At 72.0% G+C, this 14,671-nt stretch carries 12 protein-coding genes; 7 read left to right on the forward strand and 5 right to left on the reverse strand.

Annotated elements, in window-relative coordinates:
- Positions 1-153: 153 nt before the first annotated feature.
- The gene (locus tag ACIQU6_RS05830) at positions 154-1,011 is read right to left on the reverse strand and encodes an oxidoreductase (RefSeq protein ID WP_403480385.1); all 858 of its coding nucleotides are present in this window, start codon (positions 1,009-1,011) and stop codon (positions 154-156) included.
- 101 nt (positions 1,012-1,112) lie between these two features.
- Here ACIQU6_RS05830 and ACIQU6_RS05835 point away from each other — a divergent pair, with 101 nt between their 5' ends.
- On the forward strand, positions 1,113-2,099 hold the full coding sequence (locus ACIQU6_RS05835; RefSeq protein WP_403480386.1) for an ATP-binding protein: 987 nt from the start codon (positions 1,113-1,115) through the stop codon (positions 2,097-2,099).
- Here ACIQU6_RS05835 and ACIQU6_RS05840 read toward each other — a convergent pair.
- Positions 2,080-3,354 (reverse strand): hypothetical protein, encoded by a 1,275-nt coding sequence (locus tag ACIQU6_RS05840; protein ID WP_403480387.1) that lies wholly within the window; start codon positions 3,352-3,354, stop codon positions 2,080-2,082. The two genes, ACIQU6_RS05835 and ACIQU6_RS05840, sit on opposite strands and share 20 nt — an antisense overlap.
- 322 nt (positions 3,355-3,676) lie before the next feature.
- On the opposite strand from ACIQU6_RS05840, the gene ACIQU6_RS05845 reads away from it, so the two are divergent.
- From ACIQU6_RS05845 to ACIQU6_RS05870, 6 genes are all read left to right on the forward strand, one after another.
- The gene (locus tag ACIQU6_RS05845) at positions 3,677-5,995 is read left to right on the forward strand and encodes a SulP family inorganic anion transporter (protein ID WP_403480503.1); all 2,319 of its coding nucleotides are present in this window, start codon (positions 3,677-3,679) and stop codon (positions 5,993-5,995) included.
- Positions 5,996-6,144: 149 nt separating this feature from the next.
- Positions 6,145-8,109, forward strand: coding sequence for an acetate--CoA ligase (gene acs / locus ACIQU6_RS05850; protein ID WP_403480388.1), 1,965 nt, complete (start codon positions 6,145-6,147; stop codon positions 8,107-8,109).
- A 363-nt stretch (positions 8,110-8,472) separates the two neighbouring features.
- Positions 8,473-9,825 carry a Na+/H+ antiporter NhaA gene (gene nhaA / locus ACIQU6_RS05855; protein ID WP_403480504.1) on the forward strand — a complete coding sequence of 451 codons (1,353 nt, stop codon included), beginning with the start codon at positions 8,473-8,475 and terminating at the stop codon, positions 9,823-9,825.
- Positions 9,826-9,869: 44 nt separating this feature from the next.
- Positions 9,870-10,325: a phage holin family protein gene (locus ACIQU6_RS05860; RefSeq protein WP_403480389.1), complete on the forward strand. Its 456-nt coding sequence runs from the start codon at positions 9,870-9,872 to the stop codon at positions 10,323-10,325.
- Complete coding sequence (locus ACIQU6_RS05865) at positions 10,322-11,251, forward strand: alpha/beta fold hydrolase (RefSeq protein ID WP_403480390.1); 930 nt, start codon at positions 10,322-10,324, stop codon at positions 11,249-11,251. The genes ACIQU6_RS05860 and ACIQU6_RS05865 overlap by 4 nt, the downstream gene beginning before the upstream one ends.
- 175 nt (positions 11,252-11,426) lie before the next feature.
- On the forward strand, positions 11,427-11,624 hold the full coding sequence (locus tag ACIQU6_RS05870; protein ID WP_274914374.1) for a hypothetical protein: 198 nt from the start codon (positions 11,427-11,429) through the stop codon (positions 11,622-11,624).
- A gap of 72 nt (positions 11,625-11,696) precedes the next feature.
- On the opposite strand, the gene ACIQU6_RS05875 is transcribed toward ACIQU6_RS05870, so the two are convergent.
- The 3 genes from ACIQU6_RS05875 to nth are packed head-to-tail and all read right to left on the reverse strand — an operon-like array spanning position 11,697 to position 14,624.
- On the reverse strand, positions 11,697-12,896 hold the full coding sequence (locus ACIQU6_RS05875) for a MarP family serine protease (protein WP_274914375.1): 1,200 nt from the start codon (positions 12,894-12,896) through the stop codon (positions 11,697-11,699).
- Positions 12,897-12,909: 13 nt separating this feature from the next.
- Positions 12,910-13,635: an NUDIX hydrolase gene (locus tag ACIQU6_RS05880; RefSeq protein WP_403480391.1), complete on the reverse strand. Its 726-nt coding sequence runs from the start codon at positions 13,633-13,635 to the stop codon at positions 12,910-12,912.
- Positions 13,636-13,694: 59 nt separating this feature from the next.
- Positions 13,695-14,624: an endonuclease III gene (nth, locus tag ACIQU6_RS05885; RefSeq protein ID WP_403480392.1), complete on the reverse strand. Its 930-nt coding sequence runs from the start codon at positions 14,622-14,624 to the stop codon at positions 13,695-13,697.
- Positions 14,625-14,671: the final 47 nt, after the last annotated feature.

Genomic DNA, 14,671 nt, shown 5'->3' on the forward strand with positions numbered 1-14,671 from the left:
TCGATTACGGGCCAGCCGCACCAGGTAAGCGGACAAGGAATCCGACCTGATGGGCAAATACCGAGCACGCCTGGTAACTCGGCGGACGTGCCAGCGGCGGTACCGAAGGGTTGGTACCGCCGCAACCCGTGTCAGGGGCCGGGCACCGCGCCGTTACGCCGCTCCGCGCTGCAACGCCTCGCAGACCGCCGTGCTCTCCCGTACGCCCAGCTCGACCGCGCGCCCACAGTGGGCGATCCACCGTGCCATGCCGTCCGGCGTGCCCGAGACGTAGTCCTGTAGGGCCCCCGCGTAGTCCGCGCTCCCCCGTTCCGCGTGCCCCACCTCGGCCGGGCAGATCGACTTCGGGTCCAACCCGCTGCCGACCAGCACGATCCGCTCCGCCGCCCGCGCGACCAACCCGTTGTACGTGCCGAAGGGCCGCAGCGCCAGGAGTTCCCCGTGCACCACTGCGGCCGTCACCAGGGCCGGCGCCTCGGTGCCCGCCAGCAGGAGCCGGGAGAGCCCGTCCAGCCGGCCGGCGACCTCGTCGGCGTCCGGCAGCGGCAGTTCGACCAACGGCTCGTCCACCGGCTCGTCGTTCCGCCGGGGCCGGCCCACGGTGTCGTCGGCCACCCCGCCGCCGGCCGCAACGAGGTGCAGCCGGGCCAGCACCCGCAGCGGCGACTGCCGCCAGACGCTGAGCAGTTGGCCCGCCTCGGCGGTCAACCGCAGCGCGGCGCCGACCGTGCGCGGCTCGTCGCCGGTGCCGAAGTCGCTGCGCCGGCGGACCTCTTCGAGCGCCCAATCGGCCCCGGACAGCGCCGCGGAGGCCCGGGCGCCGCGCAGCGCCGCCTCGGCGGTGATCTCGGTGCTGCGCCGCCGCATGATCCGGTGCCCGTAGACCCGGTCGACGGCCTTGCGGACGGAGTCCACGGAGTCGGCGACCCCCGGGAGCGACGCCAGGGCCGCGAGCGGGTCGGTGCTCGCCTGGGGTGGTTCGGGGGGCGTCCCCCGGGAGATTCCAGCCATGGGAACGACCCTACGCACCGCCAGCCCGAACCCCTCGAAGGAGTGGTCTTCTTCACGTAAACCACCCGTCGAGAGGTTGACCACACCTACGCTCCCCGAACATGAAGATCGCTTTCGTAGGCAAGGGCGGCAGCGGCAAGACCACGCTGTCCTCCTTGTTCATCCGGCACCTCGCCGCGGCCCAGGTCCCCGTCGTCGCGGTGGACGCCGACATCAACCAACACCTGGGCGTCGCGCTCGGCATGGCCGAGACCCAGGCCGCCGCGCTGCCCGCGATGGGCGCCCATCTCCCCCTGATCAAGGACTACTTGCGCGGCAGCAACCCCCGCATCCCGTCCACCGCGACGATGATCAAGACGACCCCGCCCGGCGAGGGCTCCCGGTTGCTGCGCATCGGCGAGGAAAACCCGATCTACGACGCCTGCGCCCGGACGGTGCCGCTCGACGACGGGACGGTGCGGTTGATGGCCACCGGCCCGTTCACCGAGGCCGACTTGGGCGTGGCCTGTTACCACTCCAAGGTCGGGGCGGTCGAGTTGTGTCTGAACCATCTCGTCGACGGCCGCGGGGAGTACGTCGTCGTCGACATGACCGCGGGGTCGGACTCCTTCGCCTCCGGGATGTTCACCCGCTTCGACATGACCTTCCTGGTCGCCGAGCCGACCCGTAAGGGCGTCGCGGTCTACCGCCAGTACAAGGAGTACGCGCAGGACTTCGGCGTCCCGTTGAAGGTCGTCGGCAACAAGGTCCAGGGGGCCGACGACCTGGCGTTCCTCCGCTCCGAGGTCGGCGCGGACCTCCTGGTGTGCGTGGGCCACTCCGACTGGGTGCGGACCGTGGAGAAGGGCCGTCCGGCCCCCTTCGCCCTCCTGGAGGAGACCAACCGCCGCGCCCTGGAGGCGCTGCACGACACCGCCGACGCCTCCTACGAGGACCGCGACTGGGAGCGCTACACGCGCCAGATGGTGCACTTCCACCTGAAGAACGCGGAGAGTTGGGGCAACGCGAAGACGGGGGCCGACCTGGCTGCCCAGGTCGACCCCGCCTTCGTGCTCTTCGAGGGGACGGCTACCCCGCAACCGGCATGATCCGGGCCGCCGGCGCCGGGCCGGAGGCGGCTTCCGGAGTATCCGAGAGGTACGCCGACCAGCCGTCCTCCGGCGCCCGGCCCACCGGCAGGTCCTGGAGCCTGGCCAGCATCTCCGGGTCCTGCGCGTCCAGCCAGTCGCTCAACTGCTTGAAGCTGACGCAGCGCACGCCCTTACGGGGGCAGATCTCCTTGATCGCCTCCTCGACGGCCTTCATGTACGTGCCGCCGTTCCATGACTCGAAGTGGTCGCCGACGAACAGGGGGGCGCGGTTGCCCTGGTAGGCGCGGTCGAAGGCGTCCAGGATGCCGTCGCGCATCTGCTGCCCCCAGGCGGTGTGCATCGCGCGGTCGCCGTGGGTGGAGCCGGACTGGTTGGCCAGGAAGTTGTAGTCCATCGAGAGGGTCTCGAAGTCCCGGCCGGGGAACGGTATTTCCTGGAGCGGGAAGTCCCAGATGCCGTCGATCTTCCGCGGCCACGTCTGCAGACCGCCCGACGAGCTGGCGTCGTAGCGGAAGCCCATCTCCTTGGCCGCGGGTATCAGATTGCGCTGCCCCTCCAGACAGGGCGCGCGGCCGCCGACCAACTCCTTGGCGTAGTCGAACGGGAGCGGCGGCTCGCCCTTGAGGCCGGAGTTGGTCTTCCAGTTCCGGACGAAGGAGACGGCCTGCTCGATCTCGCTGCGCCACTCCTCCGGCGTCCAACTGCCCACCCCATTACGGCCGCAGAAGTGGCCGTTGAAGTGGGTGCCTATCTCGTTGCCGTCCTCCCAGGCGCCGCGCATCTGGGCCACGGTGTCCTTGATCCCGCGGACGTCGTTGAAGCCGATCGCCGAGGCGCCGGGCTCGTGGCCAGGAGGTTCGTAGAGCTCCGCCTTGTCGGTGGGGAGCATGTAGACGCCGCTGAGGAAGTACGTCATCGTCGCGCCGTACTTCTTGCCGACGGCGCGGAAGTGGGAGAACAGCTTCTGGCTGTCCTCGCCGGCACCGTCCCAGGAGAACACCACGAACTGGGGTGGTTTCCCGCCGGGTTCGAGGCGGGCGGGCCTGGGCTGGTGGGGCTGCGCCCCGGTGTACGCGGTGGAGCCGTCGCCTATCAGGCGGACCGGGCGGGCGGCTGGAACCTTGGCGGGCGCCATGCGCCCCTTGCTCGTGCTCTGCGGCGGTCCGTCCTGGGTCGCCGCGGAGCAGCCGGCTATCGCCGCCAGCGCCACCGCCGCCGCGATGCGCACCGTCGCCTTCGATATGACCGCCATCAGCCACCTCATTCCTGGTGCGCGAGGCACCACGCGATTAATCAGGACGAACCTGAAGAAACGCACATATCCATTGACAGATGACGAAAAGAGCCGGAGCAAAAGTCGTTTTATTCACTCGATAGACGGAATGACTGCGCCATACGCCCGGAAAGCCTTCTCAGGGTCTTTACGCGTCATTACGATTCATTTACCGATGCTTGAGGGTCACCGGCCCGTCACCCACCGCGACGCCCGCCGGCCTGATCCGCTCCCGCCGCAGCACACCGCCGCCCCGCGGTCGCGCCCGAAGGCCGACCGCGCCGCCCCGGAGGAGACGGGAATGACGCAGCTCCAGAAGTCGCCGCAGCCGCTGTCCGAGCTCTTGCCCGAGCCCAGTACGCCCTCCGGGGCCGCACCCCCGGAAAAGGAGGCGAGCCCGGGCTGGCGGGGAGACCTCTCCGCCTCGGTCGTGGTCTTCCTGCTCGCCGTCCCGCTGTCGCTGGGCGTCGCCCTGGCCACCGGCGCACCGCTCCAGGCCGGGCTGGTCGCCGCGGCCGTCGGCGGGATCGTCGCCGGGCTGCTGGGCGGCGCGCCGCTCCAGGTGACCGGCGCCGCCACCGGCCTCCTGGTGGTCACCGCCGACCTCGTCCAGCGCTACGGCTGGCGCGCCACGTGCGCGATCACGGTCCTGGCCGGGCTGACCCAACTCGCCCTCGGGGCGCTGCGGGTGGCCCGTGCCGCGCTCGCCGTCAGCCCGGCGATCGTGCACGGCATGCTCGCCGGCATCGGCGTCACCATCGCCGTCGGGCAGCTCCACGTGGTGCTCGGCGGCAGCCCCGACGGCTCGGCCGTCGACAACGTCGCGGCGCTGCCCGGCCAGTTGGCACAGCCGCACACCACCGCGCTGCTGATCGGGGCCGTCGCGGTCGCCGTGCTGGTCGGCTGGCCACGGCTGCCGGGCCGCGCCGGGCGGCGGGCGCGGCTGCTGCCGGCGCCGCTGGCCGCGGTGCTCGCCGCCACGGCGGTCAGCGCGGGCGCGACGGTCCCGCGGGTCACGCTGCCGTCCTGGCGGCTGCCCGAGCCGCCCGTACTGCCCGGTGGTCCGCTCGCCACCCTCGTCACCGTGGTGCTGACGGTCACCCTCGTGGCCAGTATGGAGTCGCTGCTGTCCGCGGTGGCGGTGGACCGGCTGGCCGCCGAGCGCCCGGGAGCGTCGCCGCAACGGCCTCGGCTGAACCGCGAACTGGCCGGCCAGGGCCTGGCCAACGTCGTCTCCGGCCTGCTGGGCGGCCTGCCGGTCTCCGGTGGCGCGATCCGCGGTTCGGCCAATGTGCGGGCCGGTGCGACCACCCGTCGGGCGACCGTGCTGCACGGCGTCTGGGTGGTGCTCTGCGCGGGCCTGTTGGCCGGGGTGCTGGAGCTGATCCCGTTGGCCGCGCTGGCCGCCCTGGTGCTGGTCGTCGGCGTACGGATGGTGAGCTTCGCGCACCTCCGGCACGTGCAGCGGCACCGCGAATTCCCAGTGTACGCGGCCACGTTGGGCGCGGTGGTGGTCTTCGGCGTGCTGCCGGGCGTCCTGGCGGGCATCGCGGTCGGCGTCTTCCTGGCGCTGCGGCGGCTGACCCACACCCGCGTCCAGGTGACGGAGGAGTCCGGCCGCCACCGGGTGCGCGTCAGCGGCCAGTTGACGTTCCTGGCGGTGCCGCGGCTGACCTGGGCGCTGGCGCAGGTGCCGCCGGGTGCCGACGCCGTCGTCGAGCTGTGCGGGTCGTTCATGGACCACGCCGCCTACGAGGCGCTGCAGTGCTGGACGGCCGCCCATCGTGGGGACGGTGGCCAGGTGACCCTCGTGGGCCGCTCGGGCCGCCCGATCGCCGAGCCGACCGACTCCCACGCCTGCCGGCCGTGGACGCCCTGGCGCAACCACCACTGCACCCGCCCCGCACCGACCCACACCGCGGCCCACGAGGGCGCCGGCCAACTCCTGGGCGGCGTCAGCGCGTTCCAGCGGCACACCGCGCCGCTGGTGCGCGAGGAGCTGGCCCGGCTGGCGCGGGAGGGCCAACGCCCGACGCAGCTCTTCCTGACCTGCGCCGACTCCCGACTGGTGACGAGCATGATCACGTCGAGCGGGCCGGGCGACCTGTTCACCGTGCGCAATGTCGGCAATCTGATGCCGCCGCCCGGCTCGGACACCTCCTGCGATTCGGTGAGCGCCGCGGTCGAGTACGCGGTCGAGGTGCTGCGGGTGGAGTCGATCACCGTGTGCGGGCACTCCGGCTGCGGAGCCATGGCGGCGCTGCTCGGCTCGGCCGCCGCCCCGCCACTGGCCGACGAGGCCACCCCGCTCGCCCGTTGGCTGCGGCACGGTCGCCCGAGCCTGGCCCGTTTGGCGCGCATCGGACGGCTGGGCCGGGGTGAAGTCGCCTTCGCCGAGCGGCCGGTCGCCGATGACCAGGAGCGGCTGGCGCTGGTCAACGTCCGGCAGCAGCTCGACCACCTGCGGGCGCACCCCTGCGTGGCCCGTCGGATGGCCGAGGGCTCCCTCTCCCTCCACGGCATGTACTTCCACGTCGCCGAGGCCCAGGCGTACCTGCTGGACGAGCCCACCGGGCGGTTCCGGGCGGTGCGCGCCGACGCCCCGGCAGTAGGGGCCTGACCTGCACGGCAACCCCCGAACGGCGGTGCGAGGGAAAGAATTGCGACAGGTCTACACCATCAGTTGTCCACAGCCCTTGTCAGGGTCCCTCGCGGGCTGATGAGCTATGGCCTGGGACACATCGCACGCCCCGGGAATTGGGAGATGTCGTGAGTAACGAAAGCCTGGCCAACCTCCTGAAGGAGGAGCGGCGGTTCGCACCGCCCGCCGAGCTGGCCGCGGACGCCAACGTGACGGCCGCCGCGTACGAAGAGGCCGCGGCGGACCGGCTGGGCTTCTGGGCCGAGCAGGCCAAACGTCTGACGTGGGAGACCGAGCCCACCGAGGTCCTCGACTGGTCCAACCCGCCGTTCGCCAAGTGGTTCGCCGACGGCCGGCTCAACGTCGCCTACAACTGCGTGGACCGCCACGTGGAGAACGGCCTCGGCGACCGGGTCGCGATCCACTTCGAGGGCGAGCCGGGCGACAGCCGGGCGATCACCTACGCCGAGCTCCAGCGCGAGGTCGCCAAGGCGGCCAACGCCCTGACCGAGCTGGGAGTTGGCGCCGGCGACCGGGTGGCCATCTACCTGCCGATGATCCCGGAAGCGGTCGTCGCCATGCTGGCCTGCGCCCGGCTGGGCGCCCCGCACTCCCTGGTCTTCGGCGGCTTCTCCGCGGACGCCCTGGCGACGCGGATCAACGACGCCGACGCCCGTCTGGTGATCACCGCCGACGGCGGTTACCGCCGTGGCAAGCCGTCCGCCCTCAAGCCCGCCGTGGACGAGGCCCTGACCAAGCCCGGCACCGAGCACGTGCGCAACGTGCTGGTCGTCCGCCGCACCGACCAGGAGGTCGGCTGGACCGAGGGCCGCGACGTGTGGTGGCACGACGTCGTCGAGCGGCAGAGCCCGGAGCACACCCCCGAGGCGTTCGACGCCGAGCACCCGCTCTTCATCCTCTACACCTCCGGGACGACGGGTAAGCCCAAGGGCATCCTGCACACCACCGGCGGCTACCTCACCCAGGTCTCGTACACCCACCACGCGGTCTTCGACCTCAAGCCCGAGACCGACGTCTACTGGTGCACCGCCGACGTCGGCTGGGTGACGGGCCACTCGTACATCACCTACGGCCCGCTCTCCAACGGCGCGACCCAGGTGCTCTACGAGGGCACCCCGGACACCCCGCACCAGGGCCGCTGGTGGGAGATCGTCCAGAAGTACGGCGTGACGATCCTCTACACCGCGCCGACCGCGATCCGCGCCTGCATGAAGTGGGGCGACGACATCCCGGCCAAGTTCGACCTGTCGTCGCTGCGGGTGCTGGGCTCGGTGGGCGAGCCGATCAACCCCGAGGCGTGGATCTGGTACCGCAAGCACATCGGGGCCGACCGGGCGCCGATCGTCGACACCTGGTGGCAGACCGAGACCGGCGCGATGATGCTCAGCCCGCTGCCGGGCGTGACGGTGACCAAGCCCGGCTCGGCGCAGGTGCCGCTGCCCGGCATCGCCGCCACGGTGGTCGACGACGACGGCCACGAGGTGCCCGACGGCGCCGGCGGCTATCTGGTGCTGACCGAGCCCTGGCCGTCGATGCTGCGCACCATCTGGGGCGACGACCAGCGCTACCTCGACACCTACTGGTCCCGCTTCGCGGGCAAGTACTTCGCCGGCGACGGCGCCAAGAAGGACGAGGACGGCGACATCTGGCTGCTCGGCCGGGTCGACGACGTGATGCTGGTCTCCGGGCACAACATCGCCACCACCGAGGTGGAGTCCGCGCTGGTCGCGCACCCGAAGGTGGCCGAGGCCGCGGTGGTCGGCGCCACCGACCCGCAGACCACCCAGGCCATCTGCGCCTTCGTGATCCTGCGCGGCGGCGCCACCGCCGAGGACGAGGGGCTGGTCGACGAGCTGCGCGCCCACGTGGCCCAGCAGCTCGGCCCGATCGCCAAGCCCAAGCGGATCCTGCCGGTCGCGGAGCTGCCGAAGACCCGCTCGGGCAAGATCATGCGCCGCCTGCTGCGCGACGTCGCCGAGAACCGCGCCCTGGGCGACGTCACCACGCTCACCGACTCCTCCGTCATGGACCTGATCCAGTCGAAGCTGCCGAGCGCACCGAGCGAGGACTGACGGCGCCGGGCGAGGACTGACGCCGCGACCACGGCGCACCGCGCCGACACGCTCCAGGAGGGGGCACCGGGCCACCGCGGCCGGTGCCCCCTCCGGCGTTCCCAGGCGGCCGGCGTTCCTGCACCGCGGCCGGCTCCGGGCCGGCTCTGTGCCCGGCGGCCCGGAGCCCGAATTGCCCGTAAAGTTAACCCCACGCATTAACCCCTTGCACCCACCCGTTAGGGTTAGGGAGGCGTCAACGGGACGCTAAGAAACTCTGGGTGCGCCGGGAAGTCTGGTCGGCAACTGCTACAGCCGTTCTCAGCTGCCGGAGGTCAACGCGTGACTGCATCCAGCAACCGCCGCTCCATATTCCTCGGCCGGATGCCGTTGCCCGAGCGGAACTTCATCGCCGACGCACTGCGTACCGAGACCGTCGGCGGCGTACTCCTCCTCGTGGCCGCCATCGCCGCGCTGATCTGGGCCAACACCTTCGGCGGCAGCTACGAGGCGCTCCGCGGGCTGCACCTCGGCCCGTCATCGCTGGGCCTGGACCTCTCGCTCCAGCACTGGGCCGCCAACGGCCTGCTCGCGGTCTTCTTCTTCGTCGCCGGCATCGAGCTCAAGCGCGAACTGGTCGCCGGCGAGCTGCGCGACCCCAAGGCCGCCGCCCTCCCGGTGATCGCCGCGATCTGCGGCATGGCGACCCCCGCCGTGGTGTACTTCCTGGTCAACGCCGCCGGCGGCGGCTCCTTCCAGGGCTGGGCGGTCCCCACCGCCACCGACATCGCCTTCGCGCTCGCCGTCCTCGCGGTGATCGGCACCTCCCTGCCGTCCGCGCTGCGCGCCTTCCTGCTCACCCTCGCCGTCGTCGACGACCTCTTCGCGATCCTGATCATCGCGATCTTCTTCACCTCGAAGCTGAACTTCGTCGCCCTCGGCCTGTCCCTCGCCGGCCTGGTGCTCTTCTACGTCCTGCTGCGCAAGGGCGTCCGCGGCTGGTACGTCTACGTCCCGCTCGCCGCGGTGATCTGGGCGCTGATGGAGAACAGCGGCGTGCACGCCACCATCGCCGGCGTCGCCATGGGCCTGATGCTGCGCTGCCACCGCCACGAGGGCGAGCGGCAGTCCCCCGGCGAGCACATCGAGCACCTGGTCCGCCCGCTGTCGGCGGGGCTGGCGGTGCCGCTGTTCGCCCTGTTCTCCGCGGGGGTGTCGATCTCCGGCGGCGCGGTCCACGACGTCTTCACCCGGCCCGAGACGCTCGGCGTGGTCCTCGGCCTGATAGTGGGCAAATCGCTGGGCATATTCGGCGGCACCTGGTGCACCGCCCGCTTCACCAGAGCCGAGCTCAACCCCGATCTGAAGTGGCCGGACGTCTTCGGCGTCGCCGCCCTGGCCGGCATCGGCTTCACCGTCTCCCTGCTCATCGGCGAGCTGGCCTTCGCCGGCGACCCGGTCCTCACCGACGAGATCAAGGCGGCGGTGCTGATCGGCTCGCTGCTCGCGGCCGTCTTCGCGGGCATCCTCCTCAAGATCCGCAACAACAAGTACCGGCAGCTCTGCGACGAGGAGGAGCGGGACGACGACCAGGACGGCATCCCCGACGTCTACGAGAAGGACCAGCCCGCGTACCACCTGCGGATGGCCGCGATCCACGAAGCGAAGGCCGCCGAGCATCGCAGGCTTGCCGAAATGGCCGCCGCCGCCCGGTCCGGGGACGATGGTCCGGCATGATCTGAGAGGCTTTGCATCCAGGCGAAGAGAAGAGGGAGACGGCGATGAGCGCAGCCGACGACGGTGCGGACCGCAGCCTCGGGCAACTGGTGGCCACGGCGACCGCCGAGATGTCCGCGTTGGTGCACGACGAGATCGCGCTGGCCAAGGCGGAACTGCGGCAGGACGCCAAGCGGGCGGGCATCGGCAGCGCCGCGTTCGTCGTGGCGGGGGTGCTGGCGCTGTTCGCGCTGCCGGTGCTGAGTTTCGCGGCGGCCTACGGCATCCACAACCTCGGCCTCGGGCTCGCCTGGTCCTTCCTGATCGTGGGCGGCGCCTTCCTGATCATCGCCACGCTGCTGATCCTGATCGCGATGGCCAAGATCAAGAAAATCAAGAAGCCGGAGAAGTCGATCGCCTCCGCCAAGGAGACCGCGGCCGTGCTGCAGAAGGCCAGGCCGCACCCGCGCGCCGACGAGGAGCACCCGGCCCTCGCCTCTGTGCCCCGCTCCTCGGTATGACGGCCCCGGACAGCACCGCCGCCGTCGTGCGGCTCGACGTCCCCGGTGGTCACGAGGTGACCCACCGGGACGTCGCGGCCAACGGTGCGCGCTTCCACACCGCCGAGATGGGCGACGGGCCCCTCGTGCTGCTGCTGCACGGCTTCCCGCAGTTCTGGTGGACCTGGCGGTACCAACTGCCGGCACTGGCCGACGCGGGCTTCCGCGCGGTCGCCATGGACCTGCGCGGCGTCGGCGGCAGCGACCGCACCCCGCGCGGCTACGACCCGGCCAACCTCGCCCTGGACATCACGGGCGTCATCCGCTCCCTGGGCGAGCCGGACGCCGCGCTGGTCGGGCACGATCTGGGCGGCTACCTCGCGTGGACGGCGGCGGTGATGCGGCCCAAGCTGGTCCGCCGGCTCGTGGTGTCGTCGATGCCGCACCCGCGGCGCTGGCGGGCCGCGATGCTCGCCGACGTCCGGCGCAGCTCGCACGTCTGGAGCTTCCAGCGGCCCTGGCTGCCGGAGCGCCGGCTGACGGCGGACGACGCGGCGCTGGTCGGCCGGATGATCCGCGACTGGTCCGGCCCCCGGCTCCCGGAGGACGAGACCATCGAGGTCTACCAACGGGCCATGGCCATCCCGTCGACGGCGCACTGCTCGATCGAGCCCTACCGCTGGATGGTGCGCTCGATGGCGCGCCCCGACGGCATCCAGTTCAACCGCCGGATGAAGCTGCCGGTGCGGGTCCCGACCCTGCATCTGCACGGCTCCCTGGACCCGGTCATGCGTACCCGCAGCGCCGCCGGCTCCGGCGAGTACGTCGAGGCCCCCTACCGCTGGCGGCTCTTCGACGGCCTGGGGCACTGGCCGCACGAGGAGGACCCCGCGGCCTTCTCCGCCGAGCTGATCAACTGGCTGAAGGACCCGGAACCGGACCGCTGACGGTCCGCGGTCCCGCGCGCACCACCCGTCGCCCGCCGTCTCCCCGCGGCGCCCGGTCCGCCCCGCCGCGTTCGCACGAACGCTCGTCTGACGAACAGCCAATTGCCTCCCGCATAGGCCAATTGGCCCTCTCCGAGGCGGTTACGGACCTTGGGCCACGGGCAGAGTCGAGGGTATGGGCTGGACGCACGACTACCGTGACGTGGCACGCAACCGCCGCAGCAGCGCCGCTGCGGTGGGCACACAGGACAGGGGCACCCCGGATCTCGAATCCTCCAGGTCCCCGGACGCGGCGCACCCGATGGGCATCCCCCGCATCCTGCGCCGCAGAGCGCGCTGGATGAGCGCACGCCTGCGCCATCCCCGTAGCTGACCCCGGCGCGCTCCCCAGCGGCCACCGGGCCGCGCCCCGTCCCGCGGGATCGGTACGCGGCCCCGCCCGGCCTCAGATCGCGCACCCCTGGGTGTCGACCTGCTGGGAGGCGACCCGTCCGCGGACGGCGTCCTGCCGGACCTCGTCGGCGGTCAGCGCGTAGCCGGTGTGCGCGTCGTCCCGCGACTTGGCGAAGACCACGCCGTAGACCTCGCCCTGGGGCGTGAGCAGCGGGCCGCCGGAGTTGCCCTCCCGGACCGTCGCGTAGAGCGAATAGACGTCCCGGCCGACGGTGCCCCGGTGGTAGATGTCCGCGCCGTTGGCCTGGATGCGGCCGCGGATGCGGGCCGGGCGGACGTCGTAACCGCCGTTCTCCGGGAAGCCGGCGACGATGGCGCTCTTGCCGCTGCCCGCGTCCTTGTCGGCGAACTTCAGTTCCGGGGCGCGCAGTTGCGGGACGTCCAGCACCGCGATGTCGCGCTCCCAGTCGTAGAGCACCACCTTGGCGTTGACCGGCAGCCCCTCGCCACCCACCTGGACCGTCGGGTCGTTGACGCCGCCGACGACGTGCGCGTTGGTCATCACCCGGTGCGGGGCGAAGACGAAGCCGGTGCCCTCCAGGATCTTGCCGCAGCCGGGCGCCCGGCCGACGATCTTGACGATGCTGCGCCGGGCGTCCGCCGCCACGGGGCCGTTGGCCAGCGCCGGGTCCGGCGGCCGGACCGGCCGGATCGGCTCGTTGGCGAACGGCGTGAAGACCTGCGGGAAGCCGTTCTGCGCCAGCGCCGAGGAGAAGTCGGCGAACCAGGTGCTGGCCTGCGGCGGCATGACCTGGGAAACCCCGAGCAGCACCTTGGAGTTGCGGACCTCCTTGCTGAGCGTCGGCAGGGACGTGCCGGCCAGCGCGGAGCCGATCAGCCAGGCGACCAGCAGCATCGCCAGGACGTTGACCAGCGCGCCGCCGGTGGCGTCCAGCGCCCGCGCGGGCGTCCAAGTGATGTGCCGGCGGAGCTTGTTGCCGAGGTGGGTGGTGAGCGCCTGGCCCACCGATGCACAGACGATCACGATGGCGACCGCCGCGATGACCGCGAAGGTGCCCGGTTTGGCGTCGTCGGTGATCTCGTTCCAGATCACCGGCAGCACGTAGACCGCGATCAGACCTCCCCCGAGGAAGCCGATCACGGACAGGATGCCGACGAGGAAGCCTTGCCGGTAACCGACGATCGCGAACCATACGGCCGCGACCAGCAGCAGGATGTCCAGGACGTTCACGCCGGACACCGTCTCACGAGCGCCAGTCGAGCGGGACCTGCTTGTCGCGGTCCCAGGGGATCTCCCAGCCCGCGTAGTGCAGGATCCGGTCGATCACCCCGGCGGTAAAACCCCAGACCAGGGCGTCCTTGACGAGGAAGGCGGGGCCGATGTGACCGCTGGGGTGACGGGAGGTGACCCGATGTGCGGGGTTCGTGAGATCCGCCACGGGAACCGTGAAGACCCGGGCGGTCTCCGCGCGATCCACCGCGGCCACCGGGCTCGGCACCCGCCACCAGCCCAGCACGGGCGTCACCACGAAGCCGCTGACGGGGATGTAGAGCCGCGGCAGCACGCCGAAGACCTGGACGCCCGACGGGTCGAGCCCGGTCTCCTCCTGGGCCTCGCGCAGCGCCGCGCGGATCGGACCTGCGCCCTCCGGATCGCCGTCCTCCGGATCGAGCGCCCCCCCGGGGAAGGAGGGCTGTCCGGCGTGCGAGCGCAGGGTGCCGGCGCGCTCCATCAGGAGCAGCTCGGGCCCTCGGGCGCCGTGCCCGAAGAGGATCAGCACGGCCGACTGCCGCCCGCCGCGCTCCGGCGGCAGGAAGCGGCTGAGCTGGCGCGGCTCCACGCTGGCGGCCGCGCGGGCCACCGGGGCCAGCCACTCGGGCAAGTCCTCGGTCGTCACCGTCACCTCCGGCCCGGCCGTCGCCGGGCCCGGGTCCCTCGTCTCGCCGTACTGCTCCCGTGCACTCGTCATCCGCGCCCCCTCAGGCATACGTGGCTGATCGGTCCCCCGGTGAAGTCGTGGTCGTCGCCCTACGAGGCGGCCAACGGGGGCGCGGGCCGCCCCGGATAGTCGGCCGGCGGCTTCAGCCGCTGCCCGGGCTGGCCGCCGAGCTCGTACTTGAGCAGCTTCTTCGCCTTCTCCGGGTCGGTCTCGCCCTCGCCGTACGACGGGCACAGCGCGGCGATCGGGCAGGCCCCGCAGGCGGGCTTGCGGGAGTGGCAGACGCGCCGGCCGTGGAAGACCACGCGGTGCGAGAGCATCGTCCACTCGCTCTCGGGGAAGATCGCGGCGACGTCGGCCTCGACCTTCTCGGCGTCCTGCTCGATCGTCCAGCCGAAGCGGCGCGCCAGCCGGCCGAAGTGGGTGTCGACGGTGATGCCGGGGACTCCGAAGGCGTTGCCGAGCACCACGTTGGCGGTCTTGCGGCCGACGCCGGGGAGCGTGACGAGGTCCTCCAGGCGGCCGGGCACCTCGCCGTCGAAGCGGTCGCGCAGCGCGGTGGACAGGCCGATCAGGGACCTCGCCTTGGCACGGAAGAAGCCGGTGGGGCGGATCAGCTCCTCCAACCGCTCCGGAGGGATCGCGGCCATGTCCTCGGGCGTGGGGCAGGCGGCGAAGAGCCGGGGGGTGGTCTGGTTGACCCGGAGGTCGGTGGTCTGGGCGGACAGGACCGTGGCGACCAGCAGCTCGAAGGGGTCGGTGAAGTCCAACTCCGGGTGAGCGTACGGGTAGAGCTCGCCCAGCTCGCGGTTGATCTCGTGGGCCCGGCGCACCATGGCGGCCCGGGACTCGCGCCTGCGCGCGGGGGCGGCCTTCTTGGCGGGCGCCGTCGCCTTGGCGGCCGTCTTCTTGGTCGTCGTCTTCTTCGCGGCGGTGGTCTTGGCGGCGGTCTTCTTCGCGGCCGGGGCCTTCTTGGTCGCGGTCTTCTTCGCCGCCGGCTTCGCGGGGGTCTCGGGCACGGCCGCCTCCTTCGCCTCGGTGGGCGACGCGCCGGCCCCATCCGCCG

Origin of the sequence: Streptomyces sp. NPDC090442, assembly GCF_044769405.1 — a bacterium.
Classification (GTDB): domain Bacteria; phylum Actinomycetota; class Actinomycetes; order Streptomycetales; family Streptomycetaceae; genus Streptomyces.